Origin of the sequence: Niastella soli (assembly GCF_017742245.1) — a bacterium.
Taxonomy (GTDB): domain Bacteria; phylum Bacteroidota; class Bacteroidia; order Chitinophagales; family Chitinophagaceae; genus Niastella; species Niastella soli.
On record NZ_JAGHKO010000004.1, the window covers coordinates 1,175,471 to 1,198,338 of the forward strand.

Annotated in this window: 12 protein-coding genes; all 12 read right to left on the reverse strand. The window is 46.5% G+C overall.

The genetic code is table 11. From position 1 onward, the window contains the following. Window positions 1-64: 64 nt before the first annotated feature. Complete coding sequence (locus J7I42_RS19545) at window positions 65-385, reverse strand: hypothetical protein (RefSeq protein ID WP_209140534.1); 321 nt, start codon at window positions 383-385, stop codon at window positions 65-67. A gap of 64 nt (window positions 386-449) precedes the next feature. Continuing rightward, a complete protein-coding gene (locus tag J7I42_RS19550) occupies window positions 450-1,763 on the reverse strand; it encodes a glycoside hydrolase family 28 protein (RefSeq protein WP_209140535.1) in 1,314 nt (437 codons plus the stop codon). A gap of 196 nt (window positions 1,764-1,959) precedes the next feature. Beyond that, the gene (locus J7I42_RS19555) at window positions 1,960-3,915 is read right to left on the reverse strand and encodes a RagB/SusD family nutrient uptake outer membrane protein (RefSeq protein ID WP_209140536.1); all 1,956 of its coding nucleotides are present in this window, start codon (window positions 3,913-3,915) and stop codon (window positions 1,960-1,962) included. Window positions 3,916-3,945: 30 nt separating this feature from the next. Continuing rightward, window positions 3,946-7,065, reverse strand: coding sequence for a SusC/RagA family TonB-linked outer membrane protein (locus J7I42_RS19560; RefSeq protein WP_209140537.1), 3,120 nt, complete (start codon window positions 7,063-7,065; stop codon window positions 3,946-3,948). Between the two features lie 278 nt (window positions 7,066-7,343). After that, window positions 7,344-11,522 (reverse strand): rhamnogalacturonan lyase family protein, encoded by a 4,179-nt coding sequence (locus tag J7I42_RS19565; protein ID WP_209140538.1) that lies wholly within the window; start codon window positions 11,520-11,522, stop codon window positions 7,344-7,346. Window positions 11,523-11,893: 371 nt separating this feature from the next. Further along, window positions 11,894-13,081: a pectate lyase gene (gene pelA / locus J7I42_RS19570; protein ID WP_209140539.1), complete on the reverse strand. Its 1,188-nt coding sequence runs from the start codon at window positions 13,079-13,081 to the stop codon at window positions 11,894-11,896. A gap of 394 nt (window positions 13,082-13,475) precedes the next feature. Beyond that, entirely contained in the window at window positions 13,476-14,822 is a 1,347-nt protein-coding gene (locus tag J7I42_RS19575; protein WP_209140540.1) for a putative oxidoreductase C-terminal domain-containing protein, read from the reverse strand. 4 nt (window positions 14,823-14,826) lie between these two features. Beyond that, window positions 14,827-16,269 carry a Gfo/Idh/MocA family protein gene (locus J7I42_RS19580; RefSeq protein ID WP_209140541.1) on the reverse strand — a complete coding sequence of 481 codons (1,443 nt, stop codon included), beginning with the start codon at window positions 16,267-16,269 and terminating at the stop codon, window positions 14,827-14,829. A 74-nt stretch (window positions 16,270-16,343) separates the two neighbouring features. Continuing rightward, window positions 16,344-17,513, reverse strand: coding sequence for a Gfo/Idh/MocA family protein (locus J7I42_RS19585; RefSeq protein WP_209140542.1), 1,170 nt, complete (start codon window positions 17,511-17,513; stop codon window positions 16,344-16,346). A gap of 274 nt (window positions 17,514-17,787) precedes the next feature. Beyond that, a complete protein-coding gene (locus tag J7I42_RS19590; protein ID WP_209140543.1) occupies window positions 17,788-19,425 on the reverse strand; it encodes a RagB/SusD family nutrient uptake outer membrane protein in 1,638 nt (545 codons plus the stop codon). A gap of 18 nt (window positions 19,426-19,443) precedes the next feature. Beyond that, window positions 19,444-21,690, reverse strand: coding sequence for a SusC/RagA family TonB-linked outer membrane protein (locus J7I42_RS19595; RefSeq protein ID WP_209140544.1), 2,247 nt, complete (start codon window positions 21,688-21,690; stop codon window positions 19,444-19,446). Further along, window positions 21,617-22,657, reverse strand: a complete 1,041-nt coding sequence (locus J7I42_RS19600; RefSeq protein ID WP_209140545.1) for a TonB-dependent receptor plug domain-containing protein — start codon at window positions 22,655-22,657, stop codon at window positions 21,617-21,619. The genes J7I42_RS19595 and J7I42_RS19600 overlap by 74 nt, the downstream gene beginning before the upstream one ends. Between the last annotated feature and the right edge of the window lie 211 nt (window positions 22,658-22,868).

The following is a 22,868-nucleotide window of genomic DNA, read 5'->3' on the forward strand; positions in this document are numbered from 1 at the left end:
CCCCCACACAACTTGTGAAACCAAAAGAAACGAAAAATGGCGTATTCAACAAAAATCAAATGAGTTAGTTTCCCCCTGTTGTGAGCAATTGGTGGAAGTATTCTTCCAGCCGGGTATATCCTCCGTTCTTTACGGCAGCGGCATCAGCGGGGTCCTTTGGATTCAGGCGATGCGCCGTTTCCCATTTATCGGGAATGCCATCGCCATCTGAGTCGGCGCCGGCCTTACCCTCCGGCATGTTGGGCTGACCACCGGCATCGGCTTCTGTTTTAAAGATCTGTCCTTCTTTGCCCAGCGATTTAAGATAGCTGATGATGCGTTGGTCAACCGCATCGCGGTACAGGGATGCACCAGCCTGGGCCAGGACGTTTTTGCAGCTGGGCAAAAAGACTATTATACAGAAAGGCAACCAGGGCTGTCAATACGATCTTACAGTTCATACAGGTATCTTATTTTTTTGCTACGGATGGTTTTCTTTCAGGAGCAGGCATGGGCTTACCATTCACCCTTACATTTTTGAAACGCAGGTTTTGCACGTTACCCAACCGGAAGTCGGTGCTTTTTAGTGCTATATCTACATTTTCAACCAGGATATCGCTGATGGTTGCCAGGCTATGCCCGGTTATCTCGCCCAGAGAATTTCCTTTCCCATGCACATTGGAAATTTTGATATTACGCACCAGGGCCTTTGGCGGCGCCTGTCCTTTTAGATCAAAGTACTGTGTCCATGGTGATACTTTGAAAATAGCGCCCCCATCAACCAGGGTTATATCGTTCATGGTGATGTTCTCATATTGCTGCGGCGTATCGGGTCGCAATTTCAACCGCAACACGGTGGGGCGAAGCGTAGTACAGCGTTGAATGGTTACATTGCGCACGATGGTGGCTTCGCTGCCAACTGTTACGATGCCCCCGCCTGCTTCAAAGATGCAATCGCTGATCTCGATATTTTCTACAGGCAAACTGCCGGGGTCCTGCATGGCAAACGGTCCCTTTGAGCCTTTCAGCGCAATACAATCGTCGCCTACAGAAAAAAAGCAATGACGAATGGCAATGCTCTGCGAACCATCTACATCGATGCCATCTGAACTGGGCGCCTGGTTATAAGGTTTGGGACCCGATGGGGCATGGAACCGGCAATATTCTATGATTACATCCTGACAGTTGTAAATATGCAGGTTCCAGAAACCTGAGTTCAGAAAAGTAATGCCACTTATTTTTACGTCTTTGGAATGCTGAATAAAAGTGAGCCGGGGCCGTTCAACGTTCAGGTTGGTAGTTTTGTTATCAGCTTCACGTCGCGAATAGAATTCTTTCCAAAATGGTTCGCCACTACCATCCAGGATGCCGGAACCCGTGATCCGCAAATGGTCAAGGCTATCACCATTGATCAATGCAACACGCCAGGGTTCAAAATGCCCTTCAATACGCGTGTTCAATTTTGGATAATCATTGATGTTGGTTGATCCTTTGAGCACAGCGCCCTCCTGTAACTCTACATTTACGCCGCGTTTCAGGAACAAGGCGCCACTTACAAAAACGCCTTTTGGAAAAACGATGGTGCCACCTCCCTTTTGCGCACACTCTTCAATAACCAGCTGAATAGCCTGGGTATTGAGTGTTTTTCCGTCGCCAATGGCGCCCCGTTCGCTAATGTTATAGCGCGTGTCATTCACTTTTATAAATGGATGTTCCTTGCTATTGGCAACAGCATTGGCCTTTATAATTGAACAAAGTACAAACAGAACAATGAGTCGTTTCATATTCGGGTTATGTATTGTAAACCTATTTACAAGTGGTTATGACGAGGTCGCTGTTTGTACAGAAATGGTTCGAATAAGTACAGTTCTCAAAAATATCTATTGAGTTGCAATCACTTGTACCCGAAAAATAAAAAAGAACCCCTGACGGGAACGTCAGGGGTATTTACTGCTAATATGTAATAAATGTGGTGCGCTGTTAGAATCCAGGATTTTGCTGCGACTGCTTTTCATCTGCCGACAAAGCCTTACCGTTTAACTGTATCCCATCGAGGTAAGTTTGCGGAATGGGTCGCAGATTATGAAAGTCGGTGATGTTGCCTGCTGCCTGGGGATTAAATGCCCTTACGCGTGAAATCAGGGTTTTTGTTCTTGAAAGGTCTTCCCAGCGTTTGTACTCACCAACCAGTTCCCGGGAACGTTCATCCAGTACCAGTGCCAGCATCCTGTCATAATCACCCGATAATTTTAAGGTAGCAATCACATATTCATCACTGGGAGGCAGAGAATTTATATTTGTAATGGCCAGGGAAGCTGACGCTGCAGTAGTAGGTGCGATATTATTCGATTCGTAATAAGAATTTTCAGCGATAAAGGAATTGATAGTGGGGCTTTGACCAGATGTACCTTGTGCGCCGCCGCCATCAAAGTAAGCTGCACGGTCTTCTCCGGCAACGTATTGGGCGCGGGCCCGAACGGCATTAATATAGGTCAATGCATCGGAATAAGCGCCAGTGCCCAGTTTTGCCAGCCTGATCTTGGCTTCGGCTGCCATCAAATAAGTTTCTGCAGACCGGGCCAGGTTCATATCCCGCAACCCTCTGGTTTCATTTAACGCTATTCTGGAACCATCCATATGTTTGCTTAAAGGCGGGAAGCGCGGGTCATTCAATGGAATGTTCCAATCTTTGGTAGCACCCGCGGGCCATGCAACATATACGTTCGGGATCGTTTTGTTTGTTTTGGAATATAAAACCACATCATTCAGTTTGTAAGCAGAAAAGCGGGTATCGCCAGGCTGATTGCAAACATACATTATACCCAGATCGCCATTGACATAATAGTTGCCTGCAGATTTATTCAACCGCCATTTTGTTCTGAAGCTTTTCCAGAACCGGGAGTCATTTACCTGATCGTATAACCTAAGCATGTAGTAGGTTGTACGCAGCCGGCTAAATGGCCTGTCGCCGGTAACATCACGTTGCATCTGCGAAATGTCGTCGTAACGGGACCCCCAATACAGGTGCTGGGTATTTGCACCGTTTGTAGAAACGTCGGCCGTAAATTGGGCAGAAAGGATCAGTTCCGATAACTTTTCATTGGGGGCATCAGAGCCGGTATATTTCCAAAGATCGGCAAAGTTAGTAGTGAGGGGATGGTGTGAAATAACTTCATCACACAAAGGCACTATGGCAGCCAGATCGGCAGCCTTGGTAGCTGAATTCCAGGAATCATTGATCTCACTGGCCCGGAACAAATAGGCTTTTGCCAGATAATGGGCAGCTGCATCTTTGGTGATCTTTGCAGGTGAACTGGTATTAGGCAAAAGATCATATGCCTGTTTAAAATCACTGATGATCTGTTTGTACACCTCTTCGGGTGAAGCCCTGGTAAACTCCCTTTCAACAACTGTACTGGGTTCGGTCTTCAGCGGTACTCCGCCATATTGTGAAACCAGCCGCAGATAGCAGTAGGCCCTGAAAAAATACCCTTCGCCTAACGCAACTTTTTTAATAGCATCGGAGGTAGAAAGACTGGCGGTGGCATTCTTGATCAGCAAATTCGCATCGCCTATACCTGTATACAATGTATCCCACTGAATGTTAGCTGGTGCAGTATTAGTGGTAACTACCGTAACTATTGACCTGAAATTTCCATCATAGTTGTTCCATGGACCGTTGGAACCATCACCCCCTACCATAAACTCATCTACCCCGTAATTGGTAGCACAATAGGCCCACTCCGAACTATATGGCAAAGCGAATACCTGGTAATACGTACCAGTGGACAATGCCTGGATCCCTGCATCGGTTTTAAAATATTCCATATTTCTATCGGTGGTCAGGGTCTCATCCAGAAAGTTTTTTTTGCAGGATGCCATCACCACCAAGCCCGACAAAAGAGATATATTGAAAATTAATTTTATAATGTTCATTGTCTTATTTTTTATCGTTAATCGTTGCGGTTAAAAGGAAGCGTTTATGCCAAAAGTGATCCCCCTGTTATAAGTAGGGCCAACCACATCCATATCCAGCCAGTCGATCTTCGAAAAGATCATTCCCGGGTTTACCACCTGTACATAGGCTTTTAAATTGGAAATAAAGGATGTTTTTAATGCTTTCCCGTTCACATTGTATCCCAACGATATATTGCGGATCTTGAGAAATGAACCATTTTTATAACCAAATATCACATAGTATGGATCGCCGGCTCCCTCTGTATAGAATGGCCGCTGGTAGGCTGCATTCGTATTGTTCTCCGTATAATAATCGATCACGCGTTGCGTACCGCGGGCACCTTGGGATTCGCCCCCTGTGTTATACATATATCCCAACCGTCCATAGATGAAGATGGAAAATTCAAAGTTCTTATAAGAAACCGTATTGGTCATCCCCACTATCCATCTTGGTCTTGAATGGCCAATGAGCACACGGTCGTGGTTGGCATCGATAAGGGTATCGCCATTCACATCAACCGGTCTTGCAGTGCCCGGTGCAAATTTGGCACTCCCTTTTGGATTTCTATTATATAACAGATAAGTGGAGGAGTCTTCCGTATGCCAAAGACCCGAGCCCTGGAAACCGTAGATCATCCCAACAGACTCACCAATGAACCAGTTGTTATTGATATCATCCTGCTTTCCGTTCGACAGGGTCTTGATCTCGTCTTTTTGCCAGGAAACGCTGGCATTTGTTGTCCAGCTGAGGTTCTTGGTGCTTACATTCACAGTGGTTAAACTCAGATCGAATCCTTTATTGGCAGTTTGGCCCACATTAGCAAAAGTATTTGTAAAACCGGTAACCGTAGGAATAGACATTTGCATCAGCAGGTCGTCTGTTCTTGATTTGTATAAGTCCAGGCTACCAAAGATCCTTCTGTTCAGCATGGAGAAGTCGATACCCAGATTATATTGAGTGGTCCTTTCCCAGCCCAATGTTTGGTTGGCAAAAGTCGCCGAAGGAATACCACCAGGAGTAATGGTAGTGGCAGCAGATGTTGTAAACGGATAAAAAAGCGAAGTAGTGGCACCCTGGGTTGAATAGGGTTTGATGGCCGAATTACCGGTAACCCCTATCCCAAACCGTAATTTTAAGTCATTTATCCAGGTTGCATTCTGCATAAAAGTTTCATTGTTCATTCTCCAGGCAAGGGCCATGGACGGGAACCAGGCATATTTATGCCCTTCAGCAAGCATAGAGGCGCCATCACGTCGGGCAGAAACAGTTAGCAAATACTTGTCATTAAAGCTGTAGTTAATGCGGGCCATAAATGACTGCAACTGGCTTTCGGTAATACCCGATGCATACCCCGTTAAATTAGCAGAAGGAATATAGCTTTTTGACAACGCATTCCATTTCTGACTGCCAAATGGGATCCCATTTGCAGCAATATAATTACTGTCGTTGGTCCATTTTGTCTGGCTGCTCAGCAAGGTAAGCCCCAGGTCGTGCTCGCCAAAGGATCTATTATAATAGAGCAAATGATCGAGGGTGTAAGAAAATGTTTGCTGTTTATTAAGTGAAGCGGAATTGGCGCCGCTACTGATCACAGAATTGGCGTCGATGTAGGTGCCATCCTTATAGGTAGAAAAATCAGGCCCAAAATTCAACCGGTATTTTAAATTCTTCAAAGCAGGAATGATGGAACCAAAGTCTACCTGCCCATATATACTGGCAAAAGCACGAAGGGTTGTTCGCTGGTCCTGATTTAAATTCCACTCCTCGGCCACATTTTTAAAAGCGATGTCACCACCCGGGTTATAGATCCTGTTTCCCAAAGAATCGTAAGGTACCGCATAAGGGAACAGCGCCCGGGCAGATTCATACAGGCTGTTTGAGGAAGATACTGTTGTGGCGCCTATTTTAGATTGTCCAAATTCCTGTATACTGTAGGAAACGGTGAGGTTCGTACCAAACTGGAACCACTTGGTGGCATTTAAGTCGGCATTCAGGTTAACGGTGTACCTTTTATAACTCTGGCCTTTTACCGTTCCTTTATTGCTCAAATAACCAAAAGAGCCATACATTTTTGCCTTTTCACTCCCCCCGCTAACACTTAAATTCAGGTTCTGTGTTATGCCGGTTTGGGTTACCATTCCGCGCCAGTCGGTTGTTGGCACTTTTGAGGGGTCCCAGGTTCCAGACTCCCAGCCTTTGGCAATATTTGCCCAGGCCGATGGATCGGCGGTGGCCAGGAAATATTCTTTATCTTTTGCTATAGTGGGCTGATCGCCACGTGGGTTTGTGCCTGGGCTCTGATAATATTTGGCCCAGCGGCGAAACTCTATATAATCCCCTGAATTGAACATGTCTTGTCTGTCGATCAGCTTTTCTGCTGTGGTAGCCACGTTTAAACTAAGGGTGGTCTTACCAACCTTGCCCTGTTTAGTAGTGACGATCACCACCCCATTAGCGCCCCGGGAACCGTATATAGCGGTGGCGGAGGCATCTTTCAGCACGTCTATGGACTCGATGTCATTGGGGTTTATATACTCAATACCACCGGTCATCAGGGGTATTCCATCTACAACGTACAACGGCGTATTGGAGGCTGTTAAAGAACGAACACCCCGGATATTGATAGTACCTACGGTACCGGGACGTTCGGTGGAGCCGATATCAACGCCGGCTACTTTTCCCTGCATGGCCTGCAAGGCATTATCTACCGGTCTTGATTTTATTTCTTTTTCATTGATACCAGTAACAGCGCCGGTTACATCTTTCTTTTTTACCGCGCCATATCCAATGACCACCACCTGGTCCATGGAAGTATCGGCATTGGCCAGTGTTACAGTTATTGTTCCTTTGTTCTCAAGTGCCACTTCTTTGGCATTGAACCCAACAGAACTAAATACAAGCACTGAAGTCCCTGACGGCGCACTGATGGAAAAAGATCCATCTGCACTTGTTTGCGTTACCACTTTGGAGCCTTTCACCTGTACCGTAACACCCTGCAGCGGATTACCCGCATTGTCTGTTATTTTACCGGTTACGGGGAAACTATTTTGCGCAAAGGAAAAAATGGCAAAAAGATTCAATAGCGAGATGAGCAGGGCGTATCGCCTGCAAGCAATCGATTGTTTCATATTAGCAGTTCAAGTTTAATTTATCAAAAGCACTAGTAAGTTATCCTTTCCAGTTGCTAAAATCATCCTGAACCATCCTGTGCTATCCTGAGGGGTACTGACTATATTTACATATTCAATCAAAGGCTAAATCGTAATAACTAAAGTTCACGCTTTTCTCTATGTACCGGGTTCTTTTTGTGTAACCAAAGCGGTTTGAATATTGCCTGTTTTTCCCAATAAAAAGGGCTGCCTCTGTTTAAGAGACAGCCCAGCTTGTCACAACGCTGTATCAAATATTATTTAATAATAACGATAGCCGTTTGCGTAAATGTTCCAACAACCACCTGCACCAGGTACATTCCTTTTGAAGGACATTTCAGCCGGATCTCTTTTTGATACAAATTGCCTTGTTTGCGGTCCGTTAGCTGCTGAATTACGTTACCGGCTGTATTCGAAATGATAATTGTTACCAGCCCGGTTTCCTGACTGTTCAACCGCAGTTTAAAGTTCCCGTCTGAAGGATTGGGGAATATTTTCAGAACTTCCTGTGAAGTATTGCCGCCCCCGTGGCCATTGCTGTTGGTGAACCGGGCCGGCGCACTTTCGGGCGACCGGTTTCCGGCCGCATCCACCGCAATCACCGTATAGGTATATACGATGGGACCGGCCGGCGCATCGGTAATAAAGGAAGTACCGCTCACCGGTCCTGTGTTCAGGGGAATACCGTCCCGGTAAATATAATAGCCGGCCACCCCAATATCATCGGTGGACGCCAGCCAGATCAATTGTACTTTTTCATGCAGCGCCTTCACGGTAGTGAGGGCCTGTGGCTGGCTCGGTGGAGTACTGTCATTCACCGTAAGTGTTTGCATTTGGGGTATGGCTGCTTTATACCTGTTGTCTCCGGGTTGTACTGCGATAATATCCGTAGTGCCTGTTCCGGTTAAATGCACCTTGCCATTAACGATAGCAGCCACCGCCGCATTGGATGAAACATACTCTACCTTCAGACCGGAAGTAGCGATAGCGCCGGGATCGAAGTCGGCATGACCATATGCTTTAATACCGAGTGTATCAAAAGTAATGGTCTGCTCCTGCTTTGCCAGTTCAATATTCGGCATGGGCGGTGTTTGCATATCGTATCCCAAAAAGAAGGAAGGATGCGGTGGCTGGTTGTAGCCTGAATTCTGCCAGGCAACAGCCGTACGGTATTGCGGATCATGCATAAGTGTATAAATGCGGTGGTTGGTAGGAATATTGGTGGTGAATAATACCAGCTGGGTATTATCTGAATAGCGCAACAGTATTTCTTCCCGCCAGTCGCCAAACAGATCGGCAGTAAGACAGGGATTCTTCTTGGTATCGTTATTGCCCGTTACCGGCGCTGCCTGGTAGATGGTGAACAACCGGGCACTTCCATTGAGATCGGGCCGCCATTTGTCCAATACGTTCCCATCTAGCAATTCGCGGGCAAGGTCCCCATCCCACCATACGGCATGGTTATACGTAGGCCGTTTGGTACTGATCAATTCGCCTTTGACATTGTACAGGCCACTGCCTGAAGATCCCCACAATTCATACCCTCTATGCGCAGAATCGAGATCGGCAGCCAGTGCGCGCCCCACATCATCGCTGCCTGTTGGAATGCCAAAGATCGTTTCGCCCGTGCCGGCATCGTTAAACCGTAAGCCGTATGGGGCGTATTCATTGGGGTTTTCCTGGCAGATCCAGATCTCCTGGCCGGGCCGGTCAGGGTCCATATCGGTCATATGCAGGGCATCACCATGGCCATTGCGGTTGGTCCACAGGCGGGTGCCATCATCGTCAATAGCACAGGAACCGCTGATCACCTCATCTTTACCATCGCCATCTACATCGCCAATGGTCATCTGGTGATTGCCCTGGCCGCTGTACGCGTTGTTGGCAGCATCCGTGCTATCCTTACTGTCGAATTTCCAGCGCAGGGTCAGCTGGCCATTGCGCCAGTCGTATGCGGCACGTACCAGTTTGTTATAATAACCACGACCAATGATCACACTGGGGCGGGCGCCATCGAGGTAAGCAACGGCATTAATATAACGTTCCGCCCGGTTGCCATACCCATCACCCCAATCGGTGTAAGCACCGCGGGCAGGTTCGTAATTTATAGTGGCCATGGCCTTTCCGGTAAGGCCATTGAATACAGTGAGGAATTCAGGTCCTTTGTCAACCCAGCCAGCAGCATTGCGATAATCCACCAGCGGATCGCCGATCACAACACCGGCGCCATCCATAGTGCCATCGGCCGTTTTACAGATCATTTCCGCTTTACCATCCCCATCAAAATCATACACCATAAACTGGGTGAAGTGCGGACCGGCATTTATGTTCTTGCCCAGGTTAATGCGCCACAGCCGGGTGCCGTCGAGTTTATAACAATCGATGATCTGCTCACCGGAATAACCACCCGAATTATGGTTTAACCGGGTGGGGTCCCATTTGAGAAAGATCTCATACACCCCATCGCCGTCTACATCCCCTACCGAACAATCGTTGGCCGTATACGTATAGGCAACGCCGTCAACCGTTGTACCGCCAGGGGGAATTTGCAATGGAATATGCAACTGGTTGTTCGCCCAAACCGGTACCGTTTCAGTTTGCACACCCTCTACCCCATTTAAAACCGGTCGAACGAAATAAGTACCATTGGTGGCTATAGAATCAACGTAATTGGTGGAATTGGTAATAGGTATTGCATTTACTTTTATGCTATCCCGATACAAATTGAACGCAATACCGGCCGGGTCGGTCCCCAGCAAACGCCAGCCTACATATACAGTGTTCACATCGCGACGCATGGCCACCACGGCGCGTGTAAGGTATTCCATTTGTTTGGGCGTATTTACCACCGCATCGGCCATTGCCCGGGAACTCAGGCGAACATTGTTCCCATAGTATGTTCCACCGGCGTTGATGGCATAGGCCCGCACATAATAAGCCGTGGCGGGTGTCAGGTTACTGAGGGTAACGCTGTAGGTCCCCGTATCGGCGCTGGCAGCAACCACTTTATTATCGGCAATGGTGGGGTTGATAGAAAGGCTATACACCAACCCTCTTTCCGTCAATGGCGATCCGCCATCGCTGGAAATAAAACCTCCGCCTGTTGCGGAATTTGTAGTGATGTTGCTTACCAGCGTAGTGGTAAGCGTTACTGGTGGCGGTGGCGGAATGAATTTGCGTACAACCGGGGTGGAAAAACCGGCAGTACTTGTTTTTGTGTAAACGATGCTGGCACTGGCGGTGTCGCTTCCAACAGCCATACCCAGATTTCCTACCGGCTGATCAATACCGGTAGCCACAGCGGGATCTTTTAATTCTTTCCACGTGGTGCTGCCAGTAAATAATTTGAACACCCGGGCGGCCGATACAGCAGTTGAAGAAACAGCATCAATAAATGAACAGTACAGGTTGCCGCTGTTGTCTCTTATCAGACTTATGCCAGGTGCATCCCGGCCACTTAGCGCCGTAGAGGAACTCCAGGTGCCCACACTTTTGTCGTACGTAATTATGGTAGCTTTGTTTGAGTTACCCGTATTAAAATAAGCGATGGTCAGGTTACCGGCAGCATTAAGGGCCATGCTGGTATGGCGAATGCCGCTGATGGCAGCGGTAACGGCCGTCCAGGCACTGCCGTTATATTTATAGAGCGCCAGGCTTCCGGTGGTGGCCGTATTACTGGCAAGACTGCAATACGCCAACCAGAGCACCTCATTTTCATCTATCACCAATGACATAGCCACAGCTTTGCCCGCCGAACTAACGGAACTGTCACCCACCGTTACCCAGGCACCGTTATCGAACTTTTTAACAAAGGGCACCAGGTTGCCGTTATCACCAAATGCAATGTAGGGCATATGGTTGGAATCAAAGACCAGTGAACTACGTGGTGTAGAACTGTATTGGGAAACACCATTGTTCACGGAACCCGCAGACACATACAGGTTGGCGCTGTTGTCGCCCAGTGGCTGCCAGGTATCCGTTGCCGCATTATACCTTTTTATGGCCAGCCGGTTACCGGCGGCCCTATCCATATAGGTCACATACAAAGCACCGGCATGATCTGTATAAATGCGGGTATACGAAGTACTGCCTGTACTGAGATTGTTGCCCACCTGCGCCCAGGAGCCGTCGGATTGCTGCTTTTTTACTTTACCTACACCGCTTTCTGTAAAAGCCACATAGGGCACATCAGCTCCGCCTTCACTCACCAATACAATAGTGGTGTAGCTGCTGGCTGCAGCAGTTACTGCCTGTTCATTGCCAAGGACCTGCCATTGCTGGGCATGTGAAACACCGGCAAGAAGCAATAACAGGATTACCATAAAAAACGGAAGAAAAACATTGCCAGATCGGGGCGTTCGGAACGGAGCGGCTTTTTTAGGGCAAGCCTTACCCGTATGGATGGGCATCCATAGCAAGCATGTCATTTTTTTCATACGAAGCGTTAGTTTTGAATAATGGTTATAGCATAAGCATAACAGTAACAACTGAATAAAAGCCAGTTGAACGATGACTGACCTGTAAGGTGCGTCATTTGAGCTTGCAATAATAGCCGGCTTATGCGCTCCTGACAGGTCGTGTTCGAAGTGATGCGAATTAGACCTGTCAGAGCCTGCCCCGCTTTGCGGGGTCTGCTTAGCTCTTGGTTCCGCAAATCTCTGAAGCAGACCTTACAGGTCATCTCAACTTAAAGCTTTAATTCGGTTTGCTATTTCTGATATTCAAATTAACACAGCGGTATGAAAAGGGCGTCACGTACCTACCTGTAACGCCCGTATACAGTGAGTGAGATATAATTTTCTTCCCGTTATTTTACAGCCAGCACATCTTTACCGGGTGCCCATTTCTTTTGCCAGGCGGGATATTTATTCAATGCTTTTTGCGGGGCATAGGTATACCATGCGTAGCCATCCCGTCTTTCGCGGTCTACCTCTGCCAGTGAGTAGACGACCTTGCTGTCCCGGTTACAGAACAGGGGTTTGTGGGTCTTCAGTTCATAATATCGTGTCCAGATGGGCGCGGCTGTTGTATCTTTTACCACCACCCGGTCGGTTGTAGAAACCCGGAAGGGCGTCTCCATTCGGGGTGCTTGAATTACATCGATCCGGGTGTTGTAGATCTTTGAATCCTGAAACCATTTCACGGCATACTGTATGGCATCCACCACGCGTTGATCGGGATGGTCAATACTCATGAGGAAAAGCACCAGATCAGCGCTTTCCGCGTTACAAATACTTGCAGGCTCAAATTTCCTGGCCCAGGCTGGCTGTAACGTATGCTCATCATATTGCTGACACCAGGCCGTAGGAACACCCTGATCGTTGATCTGTGTTTTAACGATACAATCAATGCCTTTGGTAAATGCCTGCTCCACCTGTTGGCGGTCATATGCATCCAGGTAGTCGTATTGCGGCTTTGAGTTAAGTATATCCCGCAGCAATTCCATAATACCGTCAAAGGCGCCATCGTTAAAGGTGATCTCTTTACTATATCCCTTTTCTTCAAGTGGATAATATTGCGGCCAGCCGCCATTCGAATATTGTGCCTTGAGCAAAAAATGAAGTCCTTTTAATGCAGCATCGCGGTATTTGGCGATGCCTGTATTTTTATAAATAACAGAAAGCGCCGCGATATGGGTAAAGCAGGTGCCGTTATCAAAGGTGGTGTTCAATTCGCTGTGCCGGCTGCTTACGGAATCTTTCTGTGCATCGGTGAGAATAGCAAAGAAGTCGTAATTCTTTGGCCAGCCGCCATTGTCTTTTTGAAAAAGGATCATGTTATCACCGATCTCTGCCAACCGGGTGGGCTCATATTTTGGTTTGCCTGGCATGGGATTGATCATCCGTTTTTTATCAGGGCCCATATACCAATGATTTGAATTATCGGCAAATGGCCGGGGATCAATTCGGTCAGGACTTTTTTGCGCGCTGTTCTGCGCAACGGCATCAGCAGCAGCAAACAGGGAAAGGGCTATTAATACTATAGAATATTTCATATGTTTTGCAACGGATTGTTTTAACAAACTTACCTGCGTGTTGGGACGAGTTGGTTCAATTTTTAGTCAAATACTTTTAAAATTCAACCAATCCCGTTAACCAGACGGTTATTTTCCTTTGCAGGTTGTTTGCAGAACAAATGAAATTGTTTTCAGGAATACCGCCAGGGTTAGCCCCCTTTGGGGGGAATCCACCCTTTAGTGTTTAAGCGGACGCTTGCGCCATTATAGGTCCTGACAAATCTTTTTTTAAGAACTACGACCTGTCAGGACCGATTGAACCCACTAGTTGTGCAAGACCCAATGGCGGACCTTACAGGTCTTGTCCTATAATGGCACAAGCTTTCAACTTTAAACTTTCAACTTTCAACCTTCAACTTTAAACTTCCTCCTTCTACCTTTTTGAAGCCAACTCCAAAGCCTTTGTGGTAACAAAATACTTCGCCAGCATATTGGGCACTTCCCAGGAAGGCATGTTCTTATTTTTGAGGTATTGCAAAAAGTTTTGGGTTACCCGGGCAAAATGCTCTTCGTGCCCTTCGCTGTATTTGTCAGTAACAACCTGCCAGCCGTTTGTTGCTTTTACCAGTTCTATACCCGGGAATTTTGCCTGCACTTTTTTAAACGCCTCTATGGGATTGAAGTTTTTGTCGACTGGTTCCAGATACAATACTGGTTTATATTTTTCCGCGTTGCCCTGTCTGATCACAAGCCGGGCTTTGGTACCCTTCATCTGTGCATAGTAATTATCACCACCGGCAGGCGCCTGGTAATCCCACAGCGCGGTGGTCTTTGCATGAACGCCTTTGATGGTATAGTTGATCTCGCCGTTATAGAAAATTTTCAGCAGTGTATCGTTAACCGCGCTGCTTTTTAAATAGGCAGGAAAAGCATTCGCTTTTGTCAGCGTTTTAAATTGGTTCAGACTTAAATCGGTTGTCCACCGTTTTGCCGAATCAAGCTGAAGATCTTTTAAATAATCAATGGTTTGCTCAGGAAAACATTCCCATTGCACCAGGTCAACCAAATGGGTCATTACATCAGCAATTCCCTCTCCCTGTTGTGAAGCATCGAAGAACCACTCGGGTCTGGTAAGTACATTGCCTGAGACAAATTTGTAGAAATAATGGATACTTGTTTTTACAACAGCCGGATCAGCAACGGTACCTTTCACCAATGTTCCAAAAATCTCCGGGTCCTGGGAAAGCTCCCGCAATAACCGGTTAGTGATCTCAAAACGTTCGGTCATGATATCATACAACAGCAGTTTGTTTTTGTCCGCCGCATCAAATGCCAGCTTTAATTGTTCAAACTGACTGCCATTAATAGCCATTGGTTTGTCGGCAAAAACATTAAACCCGCTTTGTAAACTCTTTAAAATATAATCGGCTTTCTTTTGATTGTTACCCGAAAGCACCACCACGTTGCCTTTTTTATCGGCTACCATTTTCTCAAAGAAATCATTTCCTGTATACACTTCTGACTTCCAGGTAGTGGGATTGTCCTTTCTTGTGTTGTAGGCATTGATCTTATCGAGGTGTAATTGCAGGTCCCTGCCCCCTGGTGCATACACCTGCACAACGGAGTCAACATCTTCATACATGGTCTTTTGCACCAACGCTGCATGAAAGTGTCCGGGGTCCAGGGTTATCAGCCGGATCGATTTTTGTGATTGAGTTGGCTGATCGCCACATGATACCATCATTGAGAACAGTATAAGTAAGCCTGTTAGTCTTTTCATTGTATTATACATTAAAATCATAGCCTTTCCTTCTTGGTCTTGACAACAATGCGGTTGCTTCTTTATCGTGATTTTTAAAAGTCTCCTGCTGAGGGTCCCAATAGATCTTTCTTTTTACCTTCATAGCAATGTGATGCAGCAAACAGGCGCTGCAGGACCGATGCCCCACTTCAATCGGCGCCACCGGTTCTTTCCGGGATTTTATACAATCCAGCCAGTTGGCATGTTGCTCGGCACTTTCGTACAGGTGAATTTCATTTGGGCCAATCACTGATTGCAGGATCTTCGGATTGCTTGCATCAATGGGTTTCACACCGTCTTTATCAGCAATAGGATCGCTGTCGGTCACGTAACTGCCACGGGTCACCCAGATCCACCCATCTTCCCCAATGAACTTGATGCCATTAGGCAATTCATTGGAAACGATCATGTGTACCCCATTGGCATATAGAGCTTCTGTGCGAAAGATCCCATGCACATCCCAAAGCCCTTTATAGCCCGGATCATCGGTGGGGAAATTTCCTTTGCCCCAGATCTCTATCGGGCCGCTGTATTCTGTACCCATGGCCCAATGCGCGGTATCGATGTGATGAGCGCCCCAACCGGTTATCATGCCTGCGCCAAACTGTTCGCAACGTAACCAGCCGGGCCGGCTGGTGATCCCCTTCATACTTGCATCCAGCGTATGCACCCGGTCTTCCGTGTAATACACGTCGGGGGTGGAACCCAACCAGGCATCGTAATTCAGGGTGGAAGGAACCACCATTTTAGTGGAATTACCTCCGCCTGGATCGCCCGGCAATCCTACTTCGATCGTTTGTAATTTGCCAATACGCCCATTGCGGACCAGCTCACAGGCTTTTTTAAACTGAGGCCAGGGATTCAGTGATTTTTGCTGACTGCCCATTTGTAAAATACGCCCGGTCTTCTTTACTTCATTGCTTAAGATCCTTCCTTCTTCAACGGTCAATGCAGCAGGCTTTTGCAGATATACATCTTTGCCTGCCTGTACCGCATGAACACCTACAATGGCATGTTGGTGATCGGGTAAACTAATGTGTACGGCATCGATGTCTTTATTCAGCAACAACTCCCGGTAATCGTAATACACTTTTATATCCCAATCACCGGTGAGACCGCCGTTTCGGTCTGCAGCTCTTTGATAATTATTTTTGACTGCCTGCACGCCGGCATCTGCCCTGGCTTTATCCAGGTCACAAACCGCAATGATCCTGGCCCCGCCATACCGGGCAACCAACGTCATGTCGTGGGTAACGGAGATTCTTCCGCAACCAATGGACGCCACATTGATTCGGTTGCTGGGTGCATTTTTCCCAAATACAGAAGATGGAACAATAGACGGTAAACTCAAACTAAGTGCGGTACCTAAGGTTGCTTTTGCCGTATCTGTTACAAACTTTTTACGGCTGATCTTTTTGTTATTCATATGGCATATAAGGTTTAAATTATTCTTTCCTGTTCTAAATTTAAGCAATAGTTGAATCCAGGTTGTATATACTCTTATGCTTTATTCAAATTGAGATGCTGTGCATTCTTTTGCGCTTTCAGGGCCAGCTCTGTGGCCAGGAAACAATGATGTTGGGTCATAGCAGTTTCTGTCCGGTTAATTACATCATCCACCAACTGCTTACCGTACGGCAACTCTACATTATTACAATCGATGTATTGGGTGTCTTTATCATTGACTAAAAAAAGATGGTTGCCGCCGGGATGACCAGCAATATCAATGTTTTTACGAACTTCAATATACCCCTTGGTACCAAGAATGGTCAATCTTCCGTCGCCCCATGTTTTTAATCCGTCAGGGGTAAACCAATCAACCCGGATATAACCGGTACCGCCATTTCCACGCAACATGATATCCCCAAAGTCTTCAAAGCCGGGATATTGCGGATGGGTCACATTGCCAATCTGGGAAGAAACGATCTCGGCTTTATCTGAATTGGTGAAGAAAAGAAACTGATCGAACTGATGCGAGCCGATATCGGTAATAATGCCCCCAAAATTCTTTTTATCAAAAAACCATTGTGGACGGTCTTTTGCACTCATGCGATGGGGAGCAAGAATAACCGTTTGTATAACATTTCCAATGGCGCCGGCTTTTACCAGCTCTCCTGCTTTCACCGTTGCTTTGTTCTCGAACCGTTCGCTGTACATGATGGAATAGATGCGGTTTGTTTGCTTTTGCACCCGGCGCACCTCTTCCAGTTGCTCCAGTGTGATGATCCCTGGTTTATCAGACATATAATCCTTTCCATGCTGCATGGCGCGAATGCCAATACCGGCGCGGTCAATCGGAATAGCAGAACTGAGCACCAATTGAATGGACCTATCTTCCAGAATTTCTTTTTCACTGGCAGCCACCTTTACCTGTGGGTATCGTTTGGTGAATTCAGCAACCAGGTCGGGTTCTTTTGCATAGAGTGATACCAATTGTCCCCCACCCCGTATCACCGCATTTACCTGCCCATAAATGTGGGCATGGTTAATTCCAATGACAGAAAATTTTATGCGTGGTTCATCATAGAGGCTGGCGGCAGATACATCGGTTGTGGAAGGAGATTTATCTGCAGCCATTATTCCCTCAGGGAATGAAGCAAACAAACCCATCCCTGTTACAGTGGCGGCATCTTTCAAAAACTTACGACGATTAAAATTTGATCCTGGCATATCGTTAGATTGAATTACAATAAAGTTATTGCTAAAATAACCAAACTGCTCTTATAAAGGCTATTAAAAAAGTGACTACTAATTTAATGAGTTCACTCCTTTCGAGCTCCACTAACAATTGTTCGGTTTTATAACACTGTCAGTATATTATAGCTACCAGGTGTATTTGTTACTGGCGACTGCTATAAAAACAATAGCCCCGACTAGACTTCGGGGACTATTGACGAGGGTGCTACTGCCTCGTAAACATGAGAAAAATTCAAGGATAAGGCAGTTATTTAGGATTCTGCACTGGCGCACTGCCGGTAACCGGAGGGTTTAAAGACAATTCATCATCCGGCACATCCCAGTAGTCCAAAAAATTATAATTGATGGTGGCTTTGGTGTTCACTACTCCGGTACTGCTTACTACCACGGTATTAGTCCTGCCCCCGCCTGCTGAAATATCATCGAGGTATCCCCAGCGGCGATAATCATACAGGGAAACGTTGCGGAACAGCAATGCTGTTCTTCTTTCCCTGCGCAATTCTTCATACGCCTGGGCCTGATCTGTAATGACGCCCGAAACTGCCGTAATCCCTGAACCCTGATAGGTCCGCACGGCATCCACGCTGGCAAGCCCGGCAGCGATATTATTGAGTTTTATATTGGCTTCGGCCTTCATCAGTTCGTTTTCTTCGTACGTGGCAGCCAGGTATAATTCATACGCTCCTACTGTTCTGCTGGATACTATCTGTACACCGCTTAGGGCATTGCCACCGTCTAACAACCTGTACCTGGTACTGAAAGTGAATCCTCCTTTTTGATTGAGATAGGCGGTTACCTTTGAAAAATTATTTGCCAGCCTTTGATCACCTGTTTTATATTCCTGTATCAGGCGTTCACTGATCTTATAGGTAGTGCTGGTTGGGTCGCCTGTTGTCATTGCTGCTACGCTGCCGGTGGTTGCACTAAGAAAACTTCCTGCTGAAGCCGAACGGCCGGTAAATACAAGATCACTGCTGGTAACACCGTTATTTACCAGGGTAAGAATGTTATTCCAATCGGCAGCGGTCATGTCTTTTACCCTTTTATTTGCCAGTATATTACGTGCTTTCATTGTGTTGATCGTATGGATCCACATGGCAGGTGTGAGCGCGCCGCCCTTGCCCGTTTGGCATTGCGTTGGGATCAGCACTTTTAACACGGCGGTATAATCAGATAGCGTGCTAATGCCGTTCAATGCCTCCATAGCTTTGTTGTAGTTGGCATCGGACTCTGCTATTATTTCAGCGCTTGGTCTGTAAAGTCCACTATTAACAGCAGATTCATTTTTTATAAGACCGGCATAATAAATAGAACCGATCCTGGAATAGGCATATCCCTTCCAGAAATAGGCCCAGGCTTTTAAGGCATTTTTTTTAGTAGCAGCATCGCCGGTAAAAGGTACGCTTTCTACTGTTTCAAGCACCAGGTTGCAGGCATTGTTTAAATAGTACATCCATGTCCATTCAAAATAGAACATATTATTCCCTGCCTTGGTACGCGAATTATTGAGCCGTACTACCTGTTTGGCAGGCGCCGAGTTGGTTACCTTGCTGCCATCGTCAAATACCACGTAATCGGGTACGCTTACCTGATTGGTGATGTTATTAGCTGCTTCAGCAGATATCACATCGGCCATCAGGTCGTGATAGGCAGGCGCCAGGAACCAGAAACTGCTTCCCAGGAACGAACCTGAATATTTCGTATCTGTGATACCGTTAAAACCTGTTTGATATACCGCGCCGAGTGCTAAGGACAGGATCCCTGCTTCTGTTTTTGCGTTTTCCGGTGTGGGCGAATTCGGGTTTTGTACATTTAATTCTTCTTTTCTGCAACCCTCCTGAATAACCACCAGCACACATAGTATATATATTATCTTTACTTTCATTGGAATAATAATTTTTGATTAAAAACCAAGATTCAATCCGATCTGATAGGTTTTGATATTGGGCATTGAATTATGGTCAATACCCCGTTCGTAAGCGGAGTTGCTGGTACCTGCATTGATCTCAGGATCAAGGCCTGTATATTGGGTGGCGGTCCACAGGTTTCTGCCCGACAACACCAGTTGCAGCTTCTGGAAATATTTGATAGAAAAAATCCGGGCTGCATCCACTGCAAGGGACACATTCCGTAACCTTACAAAAGAAGCATCTTCATAAAAATAATCCTTGGTGGAATTGCGTGCCCCGTTTATGCTTCCCCACATATCGGAATAAGCGCTGATGTAATAATTGGAAAAGGCCGCCGTTTGACCGTTTATTGTCACTTTTTCCCCAAAGTCTCCGTGGATCCCATCCCGGTACATCCATTCTTTTGTCTGATTATATAAATGGTTCTTGTAGATCCAATCGAACTGGAATGACAAGGTGATAAAGTCTTTAAACCGTAAGCTGTTGATAAAGGAGGCGTTGAATTTGGGATTAGGATCGCCAATAGCAAAGGTTTCATTGGTGAACATAATGCCCCGGGTTGCGGTATCTACCACCCTACCATTCACCAGTTGGTATTTTCCTACATCGGCTTTACTGATATACTGTGTACCGTCTTTGCGCGTTTGCTCTATGCTTGTAAAGGTTTTCAATCCATAGATCTGTCCTATTTTGTCGCCTGCTTTTAATACCAGGTTGGTACTACCGGCGGAGGCAGTCAATACAATATCCTGGTTAGTGGACACTGCATCAATTTTTGAAGTCTGATGCCCGAAGGTGGTAGTAAAATCCCATGCCAGGTTTTTGGTAGCCGCAACGTTCAAATTAAGCGAAAACTGAAACCCGTTCGAGGACAGGGAGAATGCATTGGTAAGATAGCTTCCGCCACCGGAAGAAGGGGGCGCATCTACTGCATAGATCACATCTTTGCTTTTTCTTTTCCAGAAGGTGGAGCTTACACCCAGATTGGAAAACCATTCTCCTTTATTGAGATTTATAGTAACATCAGTGCCGATCTCGGTCTCTTTCGAGATCTCTACGCGAAGGTCGGGATTGCTTTGAGTATTGGAAGCATAAAAAGCAAGTGCGCTGCCGATGCTTTTGGTAGACAAAACCACATATCTGTCAAAGGCACCGGGCTGTATACCCGCTTCGCCATAGCCTCCCCGCAGTTTGAACTCGGGCAGGATAGCGGAAAGGCCCTGCCAGAACTTGAATTGTGAAACCCGGAGATAGCCGTTGCCGTGGTAAAAGGTTTGTGGAGTGGCGCCACGGCCGAATGCTGATGAGTAATCGCTTCTTAAACCCGCCTTTACACCACCAATGCTGCCATAATCGAACGCCTGGTCTACCAGCCAGCCAAATGTAACAAAAGGTCTTTTTAAATCTACGGTCACCTGCTGGGTATTGGTCTGCCGCATATTGTATACCGGGTATAATTGCAGTCCATCGCCTGTGGTGGTATATTGTTTAAACACATTTTTTCGATAGTCATAAGCGGCGTATGTAGTAGCTGTAATGGGAAGCTTTATGTGAAGGTCCTTCTCAAGGTCGAGATGGATGGTTGCCGATGTTAATGCATTCTGGAAGGTAGTGGTGTAAGAAGTATTGGAAAGCCCGCCGGCATTGGAACTGAAACCACCGATAAATGCGCTTCTGCTAACAGCGTTGATATTCTGTGACTGGTTCTTATAAACATTTGCAATGTCTTCTTTTTCATAGTTTATACCATATTTGGCTTCCAGGTCAATAAATCGATTGATATGGTAGGCTGCCTGGATATTCTGTATAAGATCTACGGTCTCATCTTTGCCGTTGGAATACTGGAAATAATAATTGGGGTTGGCGCCATTGATGCTTACCGGCGATGCATTGAGCCTGTAGGCATAATCTCCATTCGCATCCTTCCAATCGAGATCAAAGAAGGGAGAACTGTTCAACATCTGATAAATAGCATCACTACCACCAGCATAAGAAGGATTGAAATTGTTCTTTTGGTAGATCAGTTGCGTAATAGAACGCAGCCTGAACCCTTTAAAGACCTCTGCACCTACATTGGAGGTAAAATTGTAGCGATTGAGCGCGCCGTTCTTCCTGATAGCACTTTCCTGATAGGAACGGGAGGCCGTTAAGGCAAAATCAGTTTTATTAGCCCCCCCCCGATATACTGATACTGTTATTGATAGTGGCTGCCGAACGGAACAATTGTTTAAAGTGATCATAATACTTCAGGTTCTGGCCATATGGCTTGCTGCCATCTGTGGCGGGAGAGGTACTGTTCCATACAATGCCGCCCTGGGTAACGCCATCTATATTCACTCCCGCCGTATAGGTGCCATCCGGTTTAACCTGGATGATCACCCCGTTATTATCTACCACATTGTTATTGGCATCGGTTTTAAAACCATGGGTCGCGGGCTTGTGCAGATCTCCTGTATTAAGGTAAGTGCCGATACCATAACTGCTTGACACATCAATACTGATCTTACCCGCCTTTCCTTTTTTGGTAAAGATCTGAATAGCGCCATTGGCTCCCTGTGCACCGTAAATAGTTGCAGAAGCTGCGCCTTCCACTACTTCCACTCTTTCTACATTGCTCAAATCAAGGGCGTTCAGATCGGTTGCTCTTACTTCAATACCATCTATCAGGATCATTGGCCGCGTACCGGATTGCAACGAGTTGATACCACGCAGCAGGATATTGGTACGCGCACCAGGCGTTCCATCTATGCTGCTGATCTGCGCACCGGCTATTTTACCTACCAGCGCCTGATCAATAGAACCGGATGGTACCGCAGGAAGCTTGTCTGCAGTAATGGATTCAACGGAGATGCCTATCTTTTTTTTGCTGGTAGCAACCCCCACCCCCGTCACCACTACTTCACTCAACGATTTGGGGTCATAATCCAACAGGATGGAGAGATTTTTACCAGAAACAATTTTTACACTTTTAGTTAAATAACCAATGGAAGAAATTTCGAGCATTACACCGGCAGCCAGGTGCGGCAACGTAAAAATGCCCTCGGCGTTAGAGACGGTAGCACCGCCGCCTTTTACCTTTACCGTAGCGTTTGCAATGGGAGTTCCATCTTTGGAGTCGGTGATCTTACCGGTGATGCCAGTTTGCCTTGCAAAGAGAAGATGGCATATGAGCATAGCTATGCCCGTAAGCAGTTCTGCTTTTCTCATGTGACTTGTGTTTTGGTTTTAATATGAAGAAGGGCCGGGGAAAATGAGATTTTGCATATAGGCGGGCAACCGATAATTCAATTTACCTTTTTTTGCATTTATTCAGCACAAACTAGATAATTTTATTTTTCTTGCATTATTAAAATAAACGATCTGTTTTAAAGCGACCAGGCATAGGCCTACCACAGGAAGCCATCCCGTCTTAGAACAC

What these genes read in the sequence shown, in the direction of transcription:
- J7I42_RS19590 (WP_209140543.1), bottom strand. Translation starts at nt 19,425, where the DNA reads ATGAAAGTAAAGATAATATATATACTATGTGTGCTGGTGGTTATTCAG.
- J7I42_RS19580 (WP_209140541.1), bottom strand. Translation starts at nt 16,269, where the DNA reads ATGAATAACAAAAAGATCAGCCGTAAAAAGTTTGTAACAGATACGGCA.
- J7I42_RS19555 (WP_209140536.1), bottom strand. Translation starts at nt 3,915, where the DNA reads ATGAACATTATAAAATTAATTTTCAATATATCTCTTTTGTCGGGCTTG.
- J7I42_RS19565 (WP_209140538.1), bottom strand. Translation starts at nt 11,522, where the DNA reads ATGAAAAAAATGACATGCTTGCTATGGATGCCCATCCATACGGGTAAG.
- J7I42_RS19585 (WP_209140542.1), bottom strand. Translation starts at nt 17,513, where the DNA reads ATGCCAGGATCAAATTTTAATCGTCGTAAGTTTTTGAAAGATGCCGCC.
- J7I42_RS19550 (WP_209140535.1), bottom strand. Translation starts at nt 1,763, where the DNA reads ATGAAACGACTCATTGTTCTGTTTGTACTTTGTTCAATTATAAAGGCC.
- pelA (WP_209140539.1), bottom strand. Translation starts at nt 13,081, where the DNA reads ATGAAATATTCTATAGTATTAATAGCCCTTTCCCTGTTTGCTGCTGCT.
- J7I42_RS19600 (WP_209140545.1), bottom strand. Translation starts at nt 22,657, where the DNA reads ATGAGAAAAGCAGAACTGCTTACGGGCATAGCTATGCTCATATGCCAT.
- J7I42_RS19595 (WP_209140544.1), bottom strand. Translation starts at nt 21,690, where the DNA reads ATGATCACTTTAAACAATTGTTCCGTTCGGCAGCCACTATCAATAACA.
- J7I42_RS19560 (WP_209140537.1), bottom strand. Translation starts at nt 7,065, where the DNA reads ATGAAACAATCGATTGCTTGCAGGCGATACGCCCTGCTCATCTCGCTA.
- J7I42_RS19575 (WP_209140540.1), bottom strand. Translation starts at nt 14,822, where the DNA reads ATGAAAAGACTAACAGGCTTACTTATACTGTTCTCAATGATGGTATCA.